An 18,814-nucleotide genomic window follows, 5' to 3' on the forward strand; every position below is an offset into this window, starting at 1 on the left:
TGACTTTCTCTCCCCCTTCGGGTTTAAAACGCTTCCGTGTTGGGGCAGGCTTATAAGGACAAAGAACATAAAACTGAAAGGGGTAACATGGAGCCCTTAACTCGTGCCCTGGATATCGTGGTATCCATCCTCCACATCATCTGGCTGTTTTCGGCCGCAGTTATCTACCCGGTGTTCTTCTACTACATAGCTCTGACGATGGCGGGTTTGAGGTACAACTCGAGGTTCAAGCAGCCTGTAATCCCGGACGAGCTTCCCTCCGTCACCATCCTCATCCCGGCGAGAAACGAGGGTGTGGTGATAAGGGACACGCTCCTGGCGATGGCAAACCTCGACTACCCCAAGGACAAACTGGAGGTCCTCCTGCTCGACGACGGTTCCACGGACGAAACGGTGAGGATAGCCGAGGATGTGGCGAGGGAGCACCCCTTCATCAGGGTGGTCCGCGTTGAGGGCGGTGGAAGGGGGAAGAGCTACGTCCTGAACTACGGCCTTAAACTGGCAAAGGGAGAGGTTATAGCGGTCTACGACGCCGACAACAGGCCGGAGCCGGGGGCGCTCAAGGGCCTGGTGGCGATGCTGAGCGACGAGACGCCTGCAGTAACCGGAAAAGTCCGGACGATAAACTGGAACAGGAACATACTCACACGGTTCATATGCATGGAGTACCTCTACTTCCAGCTGGCCGGCCAGAGCGGAAAGAGCAAGCTGTACGGGACGGCAGTACTTCCCGGGACGAACTTCGTAATCAGGAGGGATCTGCTCAAAGAGCTGGGCGGCTGGGACGAAGAGGCCCTCGCCGAGGACCTGGAGATGTCCTTCAGGATACTGGCGCTGGGCAAGAGGATAGCCTACAACCCCCTCGCGGTCACCTGGGAGCAGGAGCCCGAGAGCTGGCGCGTGTGGTTCAGGCAACGGACCCGCTGGGCGGCCGGAAACGTCTACACCGTGAGGGAGCACGTAAAGAGGTTCCGCGAGATAAAGGGCTGGGGCCTGCGCTTTGACCTGCTCCTCACGCTGATGGTGTACTACCTCCTGGCGATAGCCGTCATAGTTGCGGACGTGGCCTTCCTGGCACTTTTGATAACCCTCGGAAACGTTACGTGGTTCACGGGGCTTATTCTGAGCTTTGTGTACCTTTCGTTCCTGCTGGAGATTTTCGCAGGCCTCTACGACGGGAAGATAAGGAGCATCGGCTGCTGGCTCCTCGCACCGCTCATGTACTACACATACTCTCAGATGTGGATATTAATCTCCCTCGCCGGTCTGTGGGAGGCAGGAAAGGCCAAGAAGGTGTGGTACAAGACTCCACGAACGGCGGTTTAGAGGTCGATCTCAAGGCTCTGCCTCTCAAGAACGACCCTCCCCTCGGGCAGGAGGGAGATGCTGAGCGCGTGGATTTCAACGCCCGCTTTGCTGGCCTCCTCCAAAAGTCTCGCTATCTCAGGATCACCCTTCCCGTAGGGCCTGAACTTCTCTACACCGGGCATCGCTCCGACGAAGAAAATCATCGCCTTTTTCCCTGCCCTTGCGAGCCCTATCAGCTCCCTGACGTGCTTCTGGCCCCTGACGCTTGGGCAGTCGGGATACATCGCGTACTCTCCCCTCTCACCGCCCCGGAGAACGGCACTCTTCATCTCGGCGTATATCTCCCCCTCCGGGCAGTCGAAGAGGTAGTCCAGCCTTGAGTTTCCGATGCGGACTTCCTTCCTTTTTATTGAGCAGTCCCTCAGCCAGGGGATAAGGTTGAGCTCAACGGCCCTCTCGAAGGCCTTCGCCTGAGTCCTCGTGTCTATCACCGCTCCCTTTCCGTCCAGGTCCTCGAAAGCGAGCAGAACGAAATCGGTCTTGCCCCCGCTCTTCGGGAGACAGAAAGCCCTCCTTCCGGGAACCATGAACTCCTCCAGACGCCCGGTGTTAGTTACGAGGGCTTTCCTGATTTCTCCATTGACCTCAACCAGCGCCACGAAGCGGTTGAGCCTCTTGAGGAAGACGCAGGGAACGACGTTCAGTTTCAGCAGGACTTCCCTCATGGGGTGTTCTATGGGTGCGGGGAATATAAACTTGGCCATAACCCTTTATCCAGAACTGGGCAATCCAGCCGGTGGATGATAACGGAGTTCAAGATGGGAAGGACGGGATAACTAATCGCCAGGGGCTTCCGGCGGAAGTGCGACGACTGCATGACCCTTGAGGAACTTCTCTCTCACCTAAACCCTTAAAAGCCCATTATGATGACTGTCTAAACGGTGGTGTCAATGGTGGACTTCGAACTGCTCAAAAGGATTATAGAGGCGCCGGGCGTTTCCGGCTACGAGTTCCTTGGCGTCAGGGACGTCGTCATCGAGGCTTTCAAGCCCCACGTCGACGAGATTAAGGTTGACAAGCTCGGCAACGTCATAGCCCACAAGAAGGGCAGGGGCCCGAAGGTCATGCTCGCCGGACACATGGACCAGATCGGCCTCATGGTGACCCACATCGAGAAGAACGGCTTCCTCCGCGTCGCCCCCGTTGGCGGTGTTGACCCGAGGACGCTCATCGCCCAGCGCTTCAAGGTCTGGGTTGGGCCGAACGAGTTCATCTACGGCGTCGGTGGAAGCGTTCCGCCCCACATTCAGAAGCCGGAGCAGAGGAACAAGGCCCCGACCTGGGACCAGGTCTTCATAGACATAGGCGCCGAGAGCAAGGAAGAGGCCGAGGAGATGGGGGTTAAGATAGGCACCGTCATCACCTGGGACGGGAGGCTCGAGAGGCTCGGCAAGCACAGGCTTGTTAGCATTGCCCACGACGACAGGATAGCGGTTTACATCCTCGTCGAGGCCGCGAGGCAGCTGGCCGAGACCGATGCTGATGTCTACTTCGTCGCCACCGTCCAGGAGGAGGTCGGTCTCCGCGGTGCGAAGGTCTCGTCCTTCGGCATAGACCCCGACTACGGCTTCGCCCTCGACGTCACCATAGCGGCCGACGTTCCCGGAACGCCGGAGCACAAGCAGATAAGCCAGCTCGGAAAGGGTGTTGCGATTAAGATAATGGACCGCTCCGTCATCTGCCACCCGACGATCGTCCGCTGGATGGAAGAGATAGCCAAGAAGCACGAGATTCCCTACCAGTGGGACATCCTCACCGGCGGCGGAACCGACGCGGGAGCGATACACCTCAACAAGGCCGGCGTCCCAACGGGTGGCATAAGCATTCCGGCGCGCTACATCCACTCCAACACGGAGGTCGTTGACGAGCGCGACGTCGATGCAGCCGTTAAGCTGACCGTCAAGGTTCTTGAGGAGATTCCGGAGCTGAAGCTCTGAGCCTTCCTCCGTTTTTTCATCGTTTTCCATCGCCAAATTTAAAAACCCGTTCGAGTACATTCCGGGGACGAATGCACAAGGGTGCGCCCCATGGAGTCAAGAACGGCAGAGGTGCCCTTCTCGGCAGGATGGGAAGCGCTTGTGGGGACAGCTTCAAGGCCGGAGAAGGTTTTCTCGATGTTCCCGTATGAGGCCGGGGTAACCCAGAGGGGCAAGAAGCTCTTTGCCAGGTTTGCCATCAGGAAGTTTCTGCTCAGGTTCGAGTTTGAGGGAGTTCTCGAGTTCACCTTTAACGAACCCCACGTCACCTACGTCGTGAAAGGACCCCGGGGGCTTCTGATACTCTCCTTCGCTGCGGACGGGGGGCTCATCGCAAAGGCCTCCGCCGACATCCCCGGCGAGAGAATGATGGGCAAGAAGCTTGAGTTTCTGGCAGAGCGCTCGGGTACTGCCCTGGCCAGAATGGCGGAGAGCCACCACACGATAGCGGCCAGGGCCTTTGGCTCCCCCCGGAACTTTATAATAAGAAACTTTGAGCCTTTCCTAATGGCACACACGATAAGGTACGTCCGGTTCAATATCGGAAGCCCCTCCTTCACCATCAAAGGGGATAACGGGAGGGAGTGGTTCACCGTCACCGTGGAAAAGGACACCGTAAAAGGGGTCGAGTACGGGTCGGATTCCGGAAGTTCGATCATAGAGGTTGAGAAAGAAATTCTGAGCGTGGGAGCGGAGGATTTTGAAGGAATGGATGCCAGGGGGGAGTACATCATCAGGGTCATCGGGTAGCTTCTTCGCTTTCCGTGGTCTCCGGGGTCCTTTCGGAGGGCTCCTCTGGGGAGCCGGCTTCGGCCTCTGGATTCGAGCTTCTGGAAACCACGGGGATCGCAGGCTCACTGGCGGCTTCCTTCCTCCTAGCGAGCTCTTTCTCGAACTTGTTCCACTCGTACCAGAAGAACAGAATCCCAAGAATCACTCCGATGAGGATGAACGGGGATCTGGAGGGCAACGGGAGCCCACGGTGCCACCGGTAGAGCAGGTAGTTCTGATAGAGGAACAGGTATCCCAGCCACGTTACCAGGAGGGCCTCGACAGTGTATTCAATGAGCCTGCTCGTCTTCTCGTCCATTACTGTCACCTGGGGAAAAGTTAAAAGCGAGCCGTTAAAACTCTTTCCCATGACCGACTACTTTCCATACGAAAACCTGCGACCGAACCAGCGCGATTTCATAGAACTGGTCTCAAAGGCAGTTGAAAACGGAGAAAACGTCATCATCGAGGCGCCCACAGGATTCGGAAAGACCGTGAGCGTTCTGGCCGGAGTACTCCCCCACGCCAAGGAAATGGGCTACAAGGTGCTCTACCTGGCCAGAACCCACAGACAGATGGACAGGGTCATAGAGGAGCTGAAGGCGATAAGCAGGAAGAGCCCCGTTTCCGGCGTTGAGCTCAGGAGCAGGAAGGACCTCTGCCTGCACACGTACCTCACCCAGTTCACGAGCGACGCATACACCGCCATGGTCGTCTGCAAGAACCTCAAGAAGATGGGCAAGTGCGAGTTCTACGAGAACGAAAAGAAGAAAAAGGCGGAGTTCGACGAGCTGGTGCGCTTCTTCCTCGGGGAGCCGAGTCACCCCTCGGAGATACTCGACTACTCGCAGACCCTGGAGCTGTGCCCCTACGATTTAACCAAGAGGATAGCGGAGAAGGCGGACGTGATAGTCGCCAGCTACCTCTATCTCCTCAGCCCCACCATACGGGAGAACTTCATAAGCTCCCTGGACCTCGATTACTCCGACCTCATAGTCGTCTTTGACGAGGCCCACAACCTTCCGGATCAGGCGATTTCAGCACTCAGCGATAAAATAAGCATAAACACAATCAACAGGGCAATAAAAGAGGCCGATGAGTACAACGAGCACGAGATAGCAAACTTCCTGAGCATCCTAGGCAGGGGGCTGGAGATACTGTTCCAGGAGAAGCTCTCGAACAGGGACGTCCAGGAGACCGTCATCCAGCCGGAGCTGGTGTTCTCTCACGTTGTCGATGTCCTCGGACTGGACACGAGATGGCTCGTCAAGACACTCAACGACATGGTGGCGGTCGGGGATTCGATAAGGGAGGACAGGATAGAAAAGGGCAAACCTCCCCGCTCCTACATCGGACGCGTCGGCGAGTTCCTTCTCCTGTGGCTCTCCCTCATCGGAAGGGAGGACTACCTCTTCCTAATGAGCCGGGACAGGGGGCTGAGCCTCGAGCTCGTTGCCCTCGATCCATCCAAGGCCCTGGGCTTCATAAAGGATGTCCAGAGCGCGATATTCATGTCCGGAACGCTCACCCCGCTTGAGGCCTTCCGCGATGTCATGGGCGTGGAAAACGCCCGCCTGAAGAAGTTCCCGAGGATGGTGAGGCGGGAAAACGCCCAGGTTCTGGTGGCCAGAGACGTCTCGACGAGGGGCGATGAGCGCTCGCTCCAGGTTTACAGAAAGATGGTGGACTACATAGTGGAAGCGGCGAGGATAATCCCGAAGAACGTCGGGGTTTTCGCGGCATCCTACGAGGTTCTCCAGGGCCTTCTATCGGCGAACCTCCAGGTTAGACTGGAAGGGACGGGAAAAGCGGTATTCATCGAGAAGCAGGGCGCCTCTTCGGCTGAGAACGACCTAATGGTTGCCCAGTTCAAGGCCCACGCGAGGGGCAACGGTGCCGTTCTCCTCGGAGTCATGGGCGGCAGGAACAGCGAGGGACAGGACTACAGCGGGGACGAAATGAACGGTGTAATACTCGTCGGAATCCCCTACGCGAGGCCGACACCCAGAGTCCAGGCCCGGATAAGGTACTTCGAGCGCAAGTTCCCGGAGAAGGGCAGGTACTACGGCTACTACCTGCCGGCCCACAGAAAGCTCGTCCAGGCGGCGGGGAGGGTGCACCGTTCGGCGGAGGAGAAGGGTTCGATAGTGGTCCTCGACTACCGCCTGCTCTGGAGAGGGATAAAAAAAGACCTGCCGGACTGGATGGTGGAAACGGTGAGACCCGTTGATCTGGGAAGAATGCGGCTCTACCTCAAGAGGTTCTGGGCTACCTAACTGTGAACTCCCTCTCCACCCTAATTTTGGCGCCCTTCACGTACGCAAACTTAACGACCTTGTAGCGTCCGGGAGGCAGATCGACGGGGATGCGCTGTTCGATGGTCTCGCCGGGAATTAAAACAATCCTCCGGTTCAAAAAAACTATTTCCGGATCCAGCTTCTGCCAGAATCCGATGTACTCATACAGCTCAATCTCATTGTCAATCTCAACCTTTACCGTGTTCGGGTTGGATACCCAGAGAACCAGTTCCCCTTTGCGCGGTTTAACCTCGATGTCCAGCTCCACCTCTAAGGGGGTTCCAACGGTTATGACGCCCACACTGTCCTTACCGGGGATTTTTATTATCTTCATCGCCACTAAATGATGTGTTTCTAACGATAAATGTTTCGGTACACACAAATTTTGACACACATTCTCAGAAGTTCTTTCTGCCGTACAACCTAAAACAACCGTACCGACACTTAAACTCCAGGTGAAGATTCTCCAGAACCAGAAGAGCGTTATTTGGTGCGGGGGCGGGGATTTGAACCCCGGAACCCCTACGGGACGGGACCCTCAATCCCGCGCCTTTGACCAGGCTTGGCAACCCCCGCGTCGCCAAACTATAAGGCTCGGGGAGCCTTTATAAATTTTACGGTCACATGGGGAGCTTTCTGAACTCCCTCTCAAGCAGGGTTACCATCTTTTCGCTCAGCGTCTCGGGGGGAGCAATTATAACCAGCCCAGCGCCTTTAGTCAGCAGTATATCCTTCATGTGGAGAACAAAGCGCAGAACAGCCTCCTCCCCATTGTGCAGCACAAGATAATCCACACTGTCCAGTATAACAAAGGTATCCCTGTCAACGCTCGTTGTTACCGCATGGAGGAGCGGTGCGAGGGCAGTGGGAGACACCACATTCGATCCCCCAACGTTGCTGATCCAGATGTAGGAGGCACCACAGCGCATGTATACCTCCGGGAGACGGGTGACACCGAGAATTTTCTTGCCGGAGAGGAGGCGTAAAACCGAGGCAACCGACATCGATCTTACGAGGTACGGCCCGGGTGAGATGGTGGACGTGCCGTCAAAAACAACGTGGGGCTCGACGTGTGTTGCAATTGCCCTCCTCGTGGTGATGGAACACACCATGACAATGCCCATACCGAGGGCAACTAGGACGTCGTCCAGGATCTTCAGAAACTCCGAGGATATTACATCATTAAGCACGTTGACCCCATAACCCAGCAGAAGTAGCAGGCTTCCGAAGACAAGGGCACGAAAAACGCCCTCACCGAGGGTGTCTCTGATAACCCTTCGTACAGCCATTAAGGAGTAAATCGCCCCCATCACCGCAACAAATGCCACAACCTCTGCCGCAAGTTTCACATATTCGTAAGTGATCATCGTTTCAACATGAGGGTCAGGGTTTATATCCTTTTCGCGAGGGTAAGATGTGGCTTTTGAAGCCCTACCGAAAAATTTATAAAGCCACCTCCCGTCTATGGTTTCGGGTTGAGGGCCGGTAGCTCAGCATGGTTAGAGCGCGGGACTCTTAATCCCGTGGTCGGGGGTTCGAATCCCCCCCGGCCCGCCAGACCGCGTTTCTTCTCGACGCGTTCCGTTTGAGAAGGGATGCGTTTGAGCAACGTAAGGAGTTAGGAAAATGAGTTTTGAAAGCTTGGGCTTATCGGAGGCCACGTTAGTGGCCGTCAGGCAGAAGGGCTTCTCAAGTCCGACGGATATTCAGAGGGAGGTCATTCCTCGTCTTCTATCGGGCGACGTCGATATAATCGGCCAGTCCCAGACAGGGACGGGAAAAACAGCGGCATTTGCGCTCCCCATAATCGAGGCCATCGACCCGAAGGTCAAGGCGGTTCAGGCGATAATACTGACGCCAACGAGGGAGCTTGCCCTCCAGGTGGCGGATGAAATCAAAAGCCTCCGCGGGAGGAAGAGGGTTTACGTTTACGCCGTCTACGGCGGCCAGCCGATAGGACCGCAGATAAGGGCCCTCGAGCGGGGCACCCACGTCGTAGTTGGAACCCCTGGCAGAGTTCTCGACCACATAAGGCGCGGAACCCTCGACCTGAGCTCCGTAAAGTTCTTCATCCTCGATGAGGCCGACAGGATGCTCGACATGGGATTCATAGACGATATTGAGGCGATTTTCAGGGAGACGCCGAGAAAGAAGCGTGTGCTGATGTTCTCCGCTACGATGCCGCCGGAGATAAAGAGGCTCGCGAGGCGCTACATGGGTGACTACGAGGTGGTAAGCGTCAGCAGCGACGAGCTCGTCCCGGAGATGGTGGACCAAGAGTACATAGAGGTTGTCCCGGCGAGGAAGCTCACGATGCTCAGGAAGATACTCGATGGCGCCGGGGACTTCTACGGGATAGTCTTCTGCGCCACCAAGAGGGAAACCCGGGAGCTCAGTGAGAAGCTCAGGAGGGCTGGCTACAGCGCCGAGGCACTCAACGGCGACATGAGCCAGGCCGCACGTGAGAGAACTTTCTGGCGCTTCAAGACCAAAAAAACCAGGGTTCTCGTTGCGACTGACGTCGCCGCCAGGGGCCTCGATGTGCAGGACATAAACTACGTCGTGAACTACTCCCTGCCCATGACGGCCGAGGACTACGTCCACAGGATAGGCAGAACCGGCAGGATGGGAAAGAAAGGAAAGGCGATGACCTTCATAATGCCCGGCGAGTTCAGGAGGCTCCGCTACATCGCCCAGACTGCGGGTGTTGAGATACGCAAGTCCGAGCTGAGCGAGGAAATTCCGCGCGAGTACCGCGAGAGGTACGAGAGGGAGAACCAGAGGGGGCGCGGTTCAAGGGGCTACCCCAGAAACCCGGGCCGCTCGAGGAGCTACGGCAGGGACGGAAGGAGCAAGAAGGGTGGAAGAAACGGAAGGAGAAACTATTCCGACGGCTACTCGCACGATTACCGCTATTGAGTGGCAGGTAGATGGTGACGACCGGGTCGTTGCCCTCTATCTCAACCCATATTCAGACCGCATCGCTCTTCTTAACAGTCCTCTGGAGACCCGTCCGTGACAAGAATAACGAAGAACTGGAAGTTCCCCGAGGAGAAGAGGGCGACTAAACCTTTTTAACTATCGGGGTGATAGTATACTATCGGGGTGGTAGTTTGTACTTTGATGAAAGACCAAAGGTCAGGAGAGATGACCTCTATGACCGAGAGAGGGAGCTGGAAGAGTTGCTAACTGCTATAAACTCACGGAAGCCCCTCATACTGGTCAAAGGAATACGCAGGCTGGGGAAGACCTCCCTCCTAAGGGTGGCCCTTAACGAAGCGGAACTCCCCCACGTCATAGTTGATCTCAGGGGGGTGAATCCCAACTCAAGGCGTGACCTCTACCTCCGCTTTCAAGCGGCACTCAACGAGTACCTCTCGAAAAACGCTCCCCTTCTCAAAAAACTAAAGGACAGGATAAGACTCATAGATGGAGTGAGAATCTCAGGTATAGGCGTTTCGCTCTCATGGAGAAACCCCGAAACGCTGTATTCCCTGATCTCTGCCCTTGAAAGCGAAGGGTTTGTAATAGCGTTCGATGAGGTCCAGGAGATTAGGGGCCCGGCTGGGAAGGAGCTGGCTTCACTAATAGCCCATTTCTATGACTACGGCGAGACAAGCTTCATCTTAACCGGGAGCGAGGTTGGGCTTCTCTACGACTTTATTGGCATTGAGAACCCCAATGCACCCCTTTACGGGAGGGTCTGTCATGAAATAGGACTCAGGCGGTTTTCGAGAGAGCAGAGCCTGGATTTTCTAACTAGAGGCTTTGAACAGGCGGGAATCAAAGCGCCGGCAGAGATCCTGGAGGAGGCAGTTAACAGGCTTGACGGCATAGTTGGATGGCTCGTTAAGTTTGGAGTGATTTCGCTCAAGGAAGGACTGAACAAAAAAACTGTGGATAGGGTTCTTGAAGAAGCGTCGAAGATGGCTTTGGGAGAGCTTGATCGCTTCCTTGAGAAGAGACCCCTCGCGAGGAAGCGTTATTTAACGGTTCTTCATGCAATAGCCCGCGGAAGAAACACTTGGAGCGAGCTGAAGAGAGAGCTTGAAAAAGCGGAAAAGCGCGAGATAACAGACGCTACCCTCGCGAGGCTCCTCGATGCCCTCCTCAGGGCCTCTTTCATAGAGAAAAAGGCTGACGGCAGGAACATAACCTACCACATAGCCGACCCCGTGCTGGAGTTCGCGTTGCGGAGATAAAGCGGGTTATTACAGAAAGCAGGCAAAGTTTTCGGGGGCGTGGGGGCAAAACCCCACTACGGGGGTTTGAGAGTACAGAGCAAGCTTTAAGAAAGCTTGACCAAAAGTTGGTAGCTCTTTTATAATGTTGTACTCTGAGGGTGGGTTTCTAAACTCGAGGTCAACTTTTCCTGTGAGAACCTCCAAAGATTCCTTGCAAAGGGGTTTGACTTCGAAAAGATGTCCGAAGGGCATCAAAAGAAAGCAAACCCTGCACAAAGAGGCCTTTAAAGCAATTCTCCACGCTAAACTGCTCCAATAATAAGAAACCCCCTGGAAACCGGCATTTCAAGAAGGAGCTACGAACCTTGATCAAACTTCGCGCAGGCGAAGTTTGTAACTGGTGGGCCCGCGGGGATTCGAACCCCGGACCTCCACCTTGTAAGGGTGGCGTCATAACCATCTAGACCACGGGCCCGCCCGAAATAGGAGAAGGAAGGGACGTTATAAAATTTTCTACTTCTCAACTCCCCTTCTCACCTTCACGGCGAGACCGCTCTCAAAGACCTTCAGCTCCTCGCCGTTCAGTAGGCTCTGGCCGGTCGCGAGGAGTTCGTCTTTTTCGTTCACCACCAAAACCTCGTCGTAGGGCCTGATTGAGGGGTCTGCATCGACCACGAACTTGGCGAAGACGTTCTTTCCGCGCCTCGCGAAGGGTTCTGCATCTGAATTGACCACTACCCTCATCCTCGGGAACGGCAAAACCTCGTGGAGTCTCCTGGCACCCTCGATGCCGAGGGTCAAGAGGCCATCTTCAGCCCTGAAGGTCGCGAGGTGCCTGCCCTTGGCCTTTATCTGCCTCGGCATTCCTGTCTTCCTTGAAAGCTCGACGAAGGCATCCTTGAAGGCTTCCCCAGCACCCTCTCCGAACTGGTACTCAGCTATGGCCATGATGTAGCTCCTCGCCTCGCTCTTCCCCGGCTTGGTTATGGTGAAGTCCTCCTCGCCCTCGCTCTGGGCGAAGGGGTAGCTGAGGCCCAGGTACTTCGGAATCTCGCCAAAGATTGGGTGGCTCACCTTCCCGGGGAACTTCCTGACGACCCTTTCAGCCCTCTCTTTAGCGCGCTGGACGATCGGCCAGCGCAGTGCCTCTTCACTTACCTTGAAGAAAGCCGAGGCTTTGGTCACCGGCTCGTTCCTCTCAAGGTAGTCCCGGTACTCCAGCAGCCGCTTGTAGGCCGCGAACATCTTCGGGTGGGAGCGGGCCCTCTCATCAACGAGCTCCCAGAGCGTTCCCTCCTTTATCGCCTGTTTGACCCTGTTAAGCTCCTCGCGGATTACCCAGAGGTTGTGCAGGGCCAGAAGCCTCGTCCTCTCTTCCTTCGGCATCTCTCGGAGCTCCTGGGGTGTGTAGCGTGAGCACACCGGGCAGGAGCACGGGAAGTACTCCAGCTCTTCAAGCCTCTTGGTGCCTTCGGGCGTCAGGTAGCGGTCGTCCTTGGCGTAGAGGGCGTAGCTGGCTGAGTCGAAGAGGTCAATCCCCATCGCCACGGCCAGGGCGAAAATCATTGGGTGACCGGCACCGAATAGGTGAACCGGCCTGTCGGGCCTGAGGCCGAGCTTTGAAGCTATCACCACGTCCACCAGGTCTCTGTATCGGTAGCTCTCCATCAGAGGGACGACGGCTCCCACCGGGTGAATCTCGAAGTTCATCTCGCTGAGCTTTTTAGCGGCGTAGGTTCTCAGGTCCGGATAGGTGGAGCCCTGCACGGCCGCGTTCATGGCAATGTTTTTAACCTCCTCGGCCTCCTTCGCCCTCTCAAGGGTTACCCTCAAATCCTCCTCGGCCTTCTCCCTCGGTGCGTCGGGCGGGGTCGGGATGTCGAGGAACGTGCCTATGTCGACGCCTATCCTCTCCTGGAACTCGATTATCTCGCGGTTCGTAACGTCCACGCCGCCGTAGCGCATGAGCTGGAAGGAGCCGGAATCGACCTCGATGATGCCGTCGTAGTCGAGAAGCCTGTGGATTCCCACATCGAGGGCTTTCTCTCTGAGTTCGGGCGTCTTGTAGATGATGTAGGAGTTGGTGATCACCATTCCAAAGCCCATTTCCTTGAGTTCCTTCGGCGTCACTATCAGTTGCTTCGGGTTGATGACCGGCATTATTGCGGGGGTCTCTATCGTTTTTCCGTTAACGGTCAGCTTTCCTATTCTTCCAGCGGCGTCTCTCGCCTTGATCTCAAACTTGAACTCGACCATCTCTCAACACCGCTAAGCCCTTCGGCGGTCGGTTTAAAAGTCTAAGCCAGAAACGTGATGAGAACGTAGGATATCGCACCCGCGAAAACCGGGGCCACCACCCAGCCCTTCACGATTCCCGTGAGGAGTTTAAGGTTCACATGCTCGCCCTTGTAGAGGCCCAGACCACTTATGGCTCCAACTATGGCCTGACCGGAGCTGACCGGCAGGCCTATTAGGTTGGCCGCGCTGACGGCCAGAGATGCTCCGAACTGACTTGAAAAGGCAGAAGTTGGCCCAAGAGGGGAGATGTCCCTCCCGACCGTCATCATCACGTCGTAGCTGAAGGTCAGCGCCCCCAGGGTAAGGATGAGTGCCAGAATAAGCTTAAACGGACCGTCCACGCCGAGGCCTTCCATCAGTCCGGCCACGTTCGAAAGCTCGTTGGCGCCGAGGTTGAAGGCTGAAAAGGCCGCCGCCGTGAAGACGAGCCACTTCTGGGTCAGTTCAAGGTTCCTCAGACACTTTATCCTTCTCAGCAGGGGCTTGTAGAGCCTGTAGACCACCACCGCAAAGAGCGCGGCGACGATTGGTGAGAGGACCCACGCCGATGCTATCCTGCAGACCGTCCACCAGTCAACCGGCAGCCCGAGGGCGAGGGAAGCCCCCACGAGACCGCCTATTATGGACTGGGTCGTTGAGATAGGCCTTCCCCAGAGGCTCGCGAGGGTTACGGCAGAGGCCGCGCTGAAGAGGACGAGACCGACCTCACCCGCGGACATGCCCTCGGCGAGCCCGGAAACCGTTCCGGAAACGCCAGAACCTCCAAGAAAAACGCCCAGAGTTGTGAATACCCCTATGAGGAGCACGGCTCTTTTGAAGCCGAGCACGCCCGAGCCAACGGCGGTTCCAACGGCCTTTGCACTGTCGTTTGCGCCTATCGCCCACGCCATGAAGAGCGCCGTTATCATCGTCATCACTATATTCTATTTGTTGGCCCATAATCTATATAGTCTATGTAGCACGGAAGTGAGCATTTAAAAGTGTTTCGCCCCGTATTGCATCATGCCCTCTGCAGGAGCACCGAGAGATAGCCGTAGAGGTGGAGAGTCAGGTAAAATACCGCCCAGAACCAGATTATAAGGGGAAACAGGAGCGCGTTTATCAGCCTTCCACCCTTGAAGAGGGTAGGCAGGAGCATCGTGAAGGTCTCGAAGAACCACCAGAGGGCGAAGAGTTCAAACTGACCTGTGATAAGGAGAAGCGGCGGGACGATCACATCGAAAAACGCCACGACGTCTGAAAGGAGCAGAAAGGCCAAATCCTTCGTGAAGCCTCCCCCAAGGTTCTTCAGGTCTCCAAGGAACCAGCGCTTCCTCTGGCGCCAGAGGACGGCAAGGCTCTTCGGCATTTTTGTCCATACCCTCGCGCGAGGGGCGTAGACGACTTTTCCAAACTCTTTAACGGCCTTCGTCGTCGCGTAGTCCTCCACGACGTCCTCGACGAAGCCGCCGATCCTCTCAAGGGCCTCCCTGCGGAAGGCGGCTATCGGACCCGGGGCGAGGCTCAGGTCATCGAGCTCTTTCGCCCTGCGGAACATCGCTATCCTGAGGTGCTCCGCGTCCTGCGCCATCTCAAGGAAAGAGCCCCCTGCGACGCGAACCTGGCCGCCGACTCCGAGGACTTCATCGGAGTGGAAGCGCCTCACCAGCTCCCCCACGGCATCGGGTTCGAGATAGCTGTCGGCGTCGGTCGTTACTATGACCTCGCCGGAAGCCTTCGAGAGGCCGAAGTTCAGGGCCCTGGCTTTTCCACCGTGCTCCATTCGATATACCTTCAGCACGGGACTCTTGACCGAGGAGGCAACCTCAAAGGTGTTATCCTCACTCCCATCGTCGACCACTATGACCTCAAAGTCCGGGTAATCTTGAGCGAGCGCTGATCTGAGGGCCCTGAGAATGTGCTCCCCCTCGTTGTAAGCCGGGATGAGTATCGAGACCTTAGGCAGCCATTGTCCGGTTCGATACTCCGTGAAAAGGTGGAGTAGGTAATTAACGAAGAAGTATCCATCCCAGAGGAAGATGACAGCAAGACAGAGGAGGAGCGGATTCATGACGGAGGAATCGAGCGAAGGCTTTTAACTTTTCTCACTCCACGTGATGGCTGACATTCTTCTGATCTGACATCCTCTCCGCCCTGAAGGACGAGGCTTGAGGGGAAAATGTCAGGGCAATGGGAGAACGTGGTCGTGGTACACAACAATTCCCCTGTCAGTTATCTTGTACGGCCGGATGGTGCCATCAAAGGCACTACCGCGGAACTTTGTTATCCTGATGCCGCGGGCGAGCTTCCCCTGCATCTCAAACATCTTGAGCTCAATAACCCCGTTGACCATGTACTCCTCAACATCCGTCCTCTGAAGTTCCGATGTCAGGATTACGGTGGTTTTTAACCTCCCCACCGCTTTGACAAAAGTAAGAAACGACCTTCTGTACTCGATATCATCTTTCGTAGCCACCTTGAGCATGGTTATAGGATCAATGACGACCCTGTGGTAGTATCTCTGTTTGAACTGTTCCTTTATGGCAGCCAGCATCTTGTCCATGCCCTCCGCAAAGGACTCGAAGAAGTTTTCCATGAGAACGTACCTCTCCGCGGTCGGAGTGGCGTCTATTATTGTAAAATGAAGGTCGGCGAGGTTAAAGCCAAACTTCATCATATCCATCTTAAGGTTCTCAGCGGGTTCTTCCAACGTAACATACAGTACGTTTTCACCGTTATCCACCCCCGCCATTGCAAAGTGCATCGCAAGGGTGGTCTTGCCGGTACCGGGGGCCCCCTTAATAAGGTACGTTCTACCCGGAATAAGACCCCCGTTCAGCATGAAGTCCAGTCCAGGGATTCCCGTGGAAACCCGCTCATCCATGTTCCCGTTCCCCTAATTATGTTGTGGCGGAAAGGATATATAAGAATCTTTCGAGACTGTCCCGAAATTTCCTGCGTAACCTTAAAGTACCATTAAAGCCCTAAAATAATCCGTGATCATCATGAAGGAGGAGAAGGAATTCCGGCTCGTGCTGGAGGGAGGAAACCTCAAAATAGTTAACTGTAAGACCCAAGAGACCGTGTGCAGCTTCACCATTGACGAGCTGGCGGAGATGATCGAGTTCCGCTATGCAACCCCCTGGAATAAGAGCAAAGACATTCTGGAAAAACTGACATACGTTCTGAGGGACATCAAAGATGCATATAAATCTTCCAAGGATGTATCCCCCAATAAAGAGGACATCATGAGGGAGGTAAAGATGAGAATGCACGGAACGCGGACGGATAAATTTTAGAGGATGCCTCTTTTATTTTTTTTAGGGGTGAATACATGAAGAACAAGCTTGTCGTCATCACGGGAGGAGCGGGCTTCATTGGCTCCCACATCGCCTGGGAACTTGTCAGGGACAATGAGGTGGTTATAATAGACAACCTCTACACCGGGAAGGAAGAGAACGTGCCCCCGGGTGCGAAGCTTGTGAAGGCCGATATCCGGGATTACAGCGCCGTTGCGGAACTGATAAGCCACGCGGACTACATCTTCCACGAGGCGGCCCAGGTGAGCGTCGTCGAGAGCGTCAGAGACCCGGTTTTCACGGAGAAAGTTAACGTTATGGGCACCCTGAACATTTTAAAGGCACTCCTGGAGGGGCACGGGAAGCTGATTTTCGCGTCCTCCGCGGCGGTCTACGGGGACAACCCGAACCTGCCCCTGAGGGAGACTGAGAGGCCGAAACCCCTTTCCCCGTACGGTGTGACCAAGGCGACCGCCGAGGAGTATCTCCGGGTTTTTCACGAGCTGTACGGCCTGCCAGTCGTTGCGCTGCGCTACTTCAACGTCTTCGGACCGCGGCAGAGCGCCAACCAGTACGCGGGCGTTATAAGCATCTTCATCAATCGCGCCCTGAAGAACGAGCCGCTCGTTATCTTCGGAGACGGCAAGCAGACCAGGGACTTCATTTACGTGAAGGACGTCGTTAAGGCGAATATACTCGCCGCCGAGAGCCGGAGGAGCAACGGGCGGGTGTTCAACGTTGCAACCGGAAAGCAGACGACCATCCTCGAGCTGGCGATGAAGGTAATCGAGATAACCGGCGCCAACAGCTCCGTACTCTTCGACAAGCCCAGACCGGGTGACATAAGGCACAGTCTAGCGGATATAAGCGGGGTTAGGAGTCTTGGCTTCGAGCCGGAGTGGAGCCTTGAGAAAGGGCTGAAGAAAACGGTGGAGTGGTACTCTAAGAACCACCCCGTGGTGGAGTGACCAGCTCTCGAATTCTTTTTTCAAGCAAATTTTGTTCGTATCTTTCAATCCTGGCGGATGTTAAATTGAGCCCCACCAAATTCCATTTGTCATTGAAATAGGGAGTTACGGAAAGGGTTTTCTGTGAAATCTGCTGGGAAGGCAATTCAGGGGGGATCGTGGGGAGAGAGGCAATGTTAACAGATTTCGGGCTGGAGACTGTTATGGAAGGTGTTGCTTGGGGAGGTTGGGGGTTAAAGGTAATGTGATAGTAGAAATTCCCCAGATCCCATGTGGGCTCTGGATTAACGTACTTCCTAACGAAGAGGTAATCAATCAACAGGGGGCCCCCGCTATACTGGCCAAATCCAACCGAACCATACTGGCCAGGGGGAACGTTGTAATAGGCCATTGAATTCCCGTTCTGATAAACGGCAATGGCATCCCCGAGGGAGAACATATCAATAAAACTCCACCGCCCCACAGTGTACCGTGAACCGGAAATTCCGTAGTTCCAGGACACACTGTTTTTATCCAGCCGCTGGGAGTTGACGTTGAACCGAGCCTCCCCGTTCAGAGGAATCCGAGTGAACCAGTAAGCGTTACCAATTCCCTCACCGTGCCCTTCTCCAGACGGCAGTATCCATGGAAGGAAAAAAGAACCCAGGGCAATCTGAATGTCTACAAACGGAATAACATCATAGGGAGTTGTCATATTATCCGGCCCCAGAGAGACTACAGCTTCGACATGGTATGGTGCAGGGAATTGACGCTTTGTCCAGATCCACTGCCCAGGATAGAGTGACAGAACGCCGTTTGAAGGAGGGGAAACACCACCCCAGGAATTCCAATTGGAGATGTCGTTAAAGTCATCGTAAAGCAGGAAAACTTTGTCTGGATCGTTGTGATCAACGCACGGGTTTCCGGAGCCGCCGTAGTTGATGTATATCTCCGTCCGGGAATTAGCAGGAATGTTGGTCACATTCAGCCAGAACCACGCCGATGAGCCTTGCGAACTAACCTCCTGACTCTCCATCCAGTAATACAAACAATCTCCCGAGGCATTAGTGAAATAGACAGTGTCCCAGTTGAAGTTGGGATCTGAAATCCCGAGCCCAACAGGAATCGTATACCAATTCAGCGGAACATTGCTTCCAGTTATAATCATGATCTGGGAATATTTTTCGTCATAGGTACCCAATCCAACCTTTTGAAGATCCACAAAGATTGGTTTACCCGCATCGTAGGCATAATCCCTTGAGAGCACAACCACTCTGGTTTTTGACACATCAACCCAGGAGGAGGGCACCTGTGATACGCTGACGTTAAATGCAGTTCCCCCGGGAAGACCCCCCTGCGGCACAACAAACGTACCATCAGAAATACGCTGGCCGGAGGAATTATACAGCACAACCGTAACTTCAGAGCCCTCTGGCAGGTCCCCCCCAAGAATCAACTCCACATGTACCACATCACCCAGCGGGTTATAGGGATTGTACCTCCCGTTAGTGGTCCAGAGGGCGTACCTTCCCTCACGGACAGGACTCACGAGGTAGTTTGAGCCAGCCCCAATCTCCTGAGCGCTGATGTTAATCCCGGGCACGGCTAATCCAAACGTTCCGAGAATTATGATTAAAACCAGCGCAGTTGAAGCCGTTCTGATCCTTGTCAGCATCTTAAAAACAGCTATGGACG

General features: G+C 55.2%; 17 protein-coding genes and 3 tRNA genes. 9 read left to right on the forward strand and 11 right to left on the reverse strand.

Annotation, left to right across the window (positions count from 1 at the left end):
- The first annotated feature begins 87 nt into the window (after positions 1-87).
- Complete coding sequence (locus E3E42_RS06390) at positions 88-1,326, forward strand: glycosyltransferase family 2 protein (RefSeq protein WP_167903452.1); 1,239 nt, start codon at positions 88-90, stop codon at positions 1,324-1,326.
- Here the strand turns inward: E3E42_RS06390 and sfsA are convergent.
- Positions 1,323-2,033 (reverse strand): DNA/RNA nuclease SfsA, encoded by a 711-nt coding sequence (gene sfsA / locus E3E42_RS06395; RefSeq protein WP_167903453.1) that lies wholly within the window; start codon positions 2,031-2,033, stop codon positions 1,323-1,325. The two genes, E3E42_RS06390 and sfsA, sit on opposite strands and share 4 nt — an antisense overlap.
- A 225-nt stretch (positions 2,034-2,258) precedes the next feature.
- Here sfsA and E3E42_RS06400 point away from each other — a divergent pair, with 225 nt between their 5' ends.
- Positions 2,259-3,305, forward strand: coding sequence for a M42 family metallopeptidase (locus tag E3E42_RS06400; RefSeq protein WP_167903667.1), 1,047 nt, complete (start codon positions 2,259-2,261; stop codon positions 3,303-3,305).
- 90 nt (positions 3,306-3,395) lie between these two features.
- Positions 3,396-4,094: a hypothetical protein gene (locus E3E42_RS06405; RefSeq protein WP_167903454.1), complete on the forward strand. Its 699-nt coding sequence runs from the start codon at positions 3,396-3,398 to the stop codon at positions 4,092-4,094.
- Here E3E42_RS06405 and E3E42_RS06410 read toward each other — a convergent pair.
- Positions 4,084-4,434 (reverse strand): hypothetical protein, encoded by a 351-nt coding sequence (locus E3E42_RS06410; protein ID WP_167903669.1) that lies wholly within the window; start codon positions 4,432-4,434, stop codon positions 4,084-4,086. The two genes, E3E42_RS06405 and E3E42_RS06410, sit on opposite strands and share 11 nt — an antisense overlap.
- Positions 4,435-4,483: 49 nt before the next feature.
- Here E3E42_RS06410 and E3E42_RS06415 point away from each other — a divergent pair, with 49 nt between their 5' ends.
- Positions 4,484-6,391, forward strand: a complete 1,908-nt coding sequence (locus E3E42_RS06415) for a helicase C-terminal domain-containing protein (RefSeq protein WP_167903455.1) — start codon at positions 4,484-4,486, stop codon at positions 6,389-6,391.
- Here E3E42_RS06415 and E3E42_RS06420 read toward each other — a convergent pair.
- The 3 genes from E3E42_RS06420 to E3E42_RS06430 all read right to left on the reverse strand — a co-directional run bounded on the left by E3E42_RS06420 (position 6,384) and on the right by E3E42_RS06430 (position 7,779).
- Positions 6,384-6,746, reverse strand: coding sequence for a hypothetical protein (locus E3E42_RS06420; RefSeq protein WP_167903456.1), 363 nt, complete (start codon positions 6,744-6,746; stop codon positions 6,384-6,386). The two genes, E3E42_RS06415 and E3E42_RS06420, sit on opposite strands and share 8 nt — an antisense overlap.
- A gap of 154 nt (positions 6,747-6,900) precedes the next feature.
- Positions 6,901-6,988: transfer RNA gene (locus E3E42_RS06425), tRNA-Leu, on the reverse strand.
- Positions 6,989-7,032: 44 nt separating this feature from the next.
- Positions 7,033-7,779 carry a DUF835 domain-containing protein gene (locus E3E42_RS06430; protein ID WP_167903457.1) on the reverse strand — a complete coding sequence of 249 codons (747 nt, stop codon included), beginning with the start codon at positions 7,777-7,779 and terminating at the stop codon, positions 7,033-7,035.
- Positions 7,780-7,891: 112 nt separating this feature from the next.
- Between E3E42_RS06430 and E3E42_RS06435 the strand changes: the two genes are divergently transcribed.
- The 3 genes from E3E42_RS06435 to E3E42_RS06445 all read left to right on the forward strand — a co-directional run bounded on the left by E3E42_RS06435 (position 7,892) and on the right by E3E42_RS06445 (position 10,614).
- Positions 7,892-7,969: transfer RNA gene (locus E3E42_RS06435), tRNA-Lys, on the forward strand.
- A gap of 69 nt (positions 7,970-8,038) precedes the next feature.
- A complete protein-coding gene (locus E3E42_RS06440) occupies positions 8,039-9,331 on the forward strand; it encodes a DEAD/DEAH box helicase (protein WP_167903459.1) in 1,293 nt (430 codons plus the stop codon).
- 194 nt (positions 9,332-9,525) lie between these two features.
- Complete coding sequence (locus E3E42_RS06445) at positions 9,526-10,614, forward strand: ATP-binding protein (RefSeq protein WP_167903461.1); 1,089 nt, start codon at positions 9,526-9,528, stop codon at positions 10,612-10,614.
- A 380-nt stretch (positions 10,615-10,994) separates the two neighbouring features.
- On the opposite strand, the gene E3E42_RS06450 is transcribed toward E3E42_RS06445, so the two are convergent.
- From E3E42_RS06450 to E3E42_RS06470, 5 genes are all read right to left on the reverse strand, one after another.
- A tRNA-Val gene (locus E3E42_RS06450) sits at positions 10,995-11,071 on the reverse strand.
- Between the two features lie 38 nt (positions 11,072-11,109).
- Positions 11,110-12,852 (reverse strand): tRNA guanosine(15) transglycosylase TgtA, encoded by a 1,743-nt coding sequence (gene tgtA, locus E3E42_RS06455; RefSeq protein WP_167903463.1) that lies wholly within the window; start codon positions 12,850-12,852, stop codon positions 11,110-11,112.
- Between the two features lie 41 nt (positions 12,853-12,893).
- Complete coding sequence (locus tag E3E42_RS06460; RefSeq protein WP_167903670.1) at positions 12,894-13,802, reverse strand: inorganic phosphate transporter; 909 nt, start codon at positions 13,800-13,802, stop codon at positions 12,894-12,896.
- Positions 13,803-13,894: 92 nt separating this feature from the next.
- Complete coding sequence (locus E3E42_RS06465; protein ID WP_167903465.1) at positions 13,895-14,944, reverse strand: glycosyltransferase family 2 protein; 1,050 nt, start codon at positions 14,942-14,944, stop codon at positions 13,895-13,897.
- A gap of 111 nt (positions 14,945-15,055) precedes the next feature.
- A complete protein-coding gene (locus tag E3E42_RS06470; protein ID WP_167903467.1) occupies positions 15,056-15,757 on the reverse strand; it encodes an ATPase domain-containing protein in 702 nt (233 codons plus the stop codon).
- 112 nt (positions 15,758-15,869) lie between these two features.
- On the opposite strand from E3E42_RS06470, the gene E3E42_RS06475 reads away from it, so the two are divergent.
- The gene (locus E3E42_RS06475) at positions 15,870-16,172 is read left to right on the forward strand and encodes a hypothetical protein (RefSeq protein ID WP_167903469.1); all 303 of its coding nucleotides are present in this window, start codon (positions 15,870-15,872) and stop codon (positions 16,170-16,172) included.
- 35 nt (positions 16,173-16,207) lie between these two features.
- Positions 16,208-17,140 (forward strand): SDR family oxidoreductase, encoded by a 933-nt coding sequence (locus E3E42_RS06480; protein WP_167903471.1) that lies wholly within the window; start codon positions 16,208-16,210, stop codon positions 17,138-17,140.
- Here E3E42_RS06480 and E3E42_RS06485 read toward each other — a convergent pair.
- Positions 17,115-18,794, reverse strand: a complete 1,680-nt coding sequence (locus E3E42_RS06485) for a DUF2341 domain-containing protein (protein WP_167903473.1) — start codon at positions 18,792-18,794, stop codon at positions 17,115-17,117. The genes E3E42_RS06480 and E3E42_RS06485 overlap by 26 nt on opposite strands.
- Between the last annotated feature and the right edge of the window lie 20 nt (positions 18,795-18,814).

It is taken from the genome of Thermococcus sp. JdF3 (assembly GCF_012027495.1).
GTDB lineage: Archaea > Methanobacteriota_B > Thermococci > Thermococcales > Thermococcaceae > Thermococcus.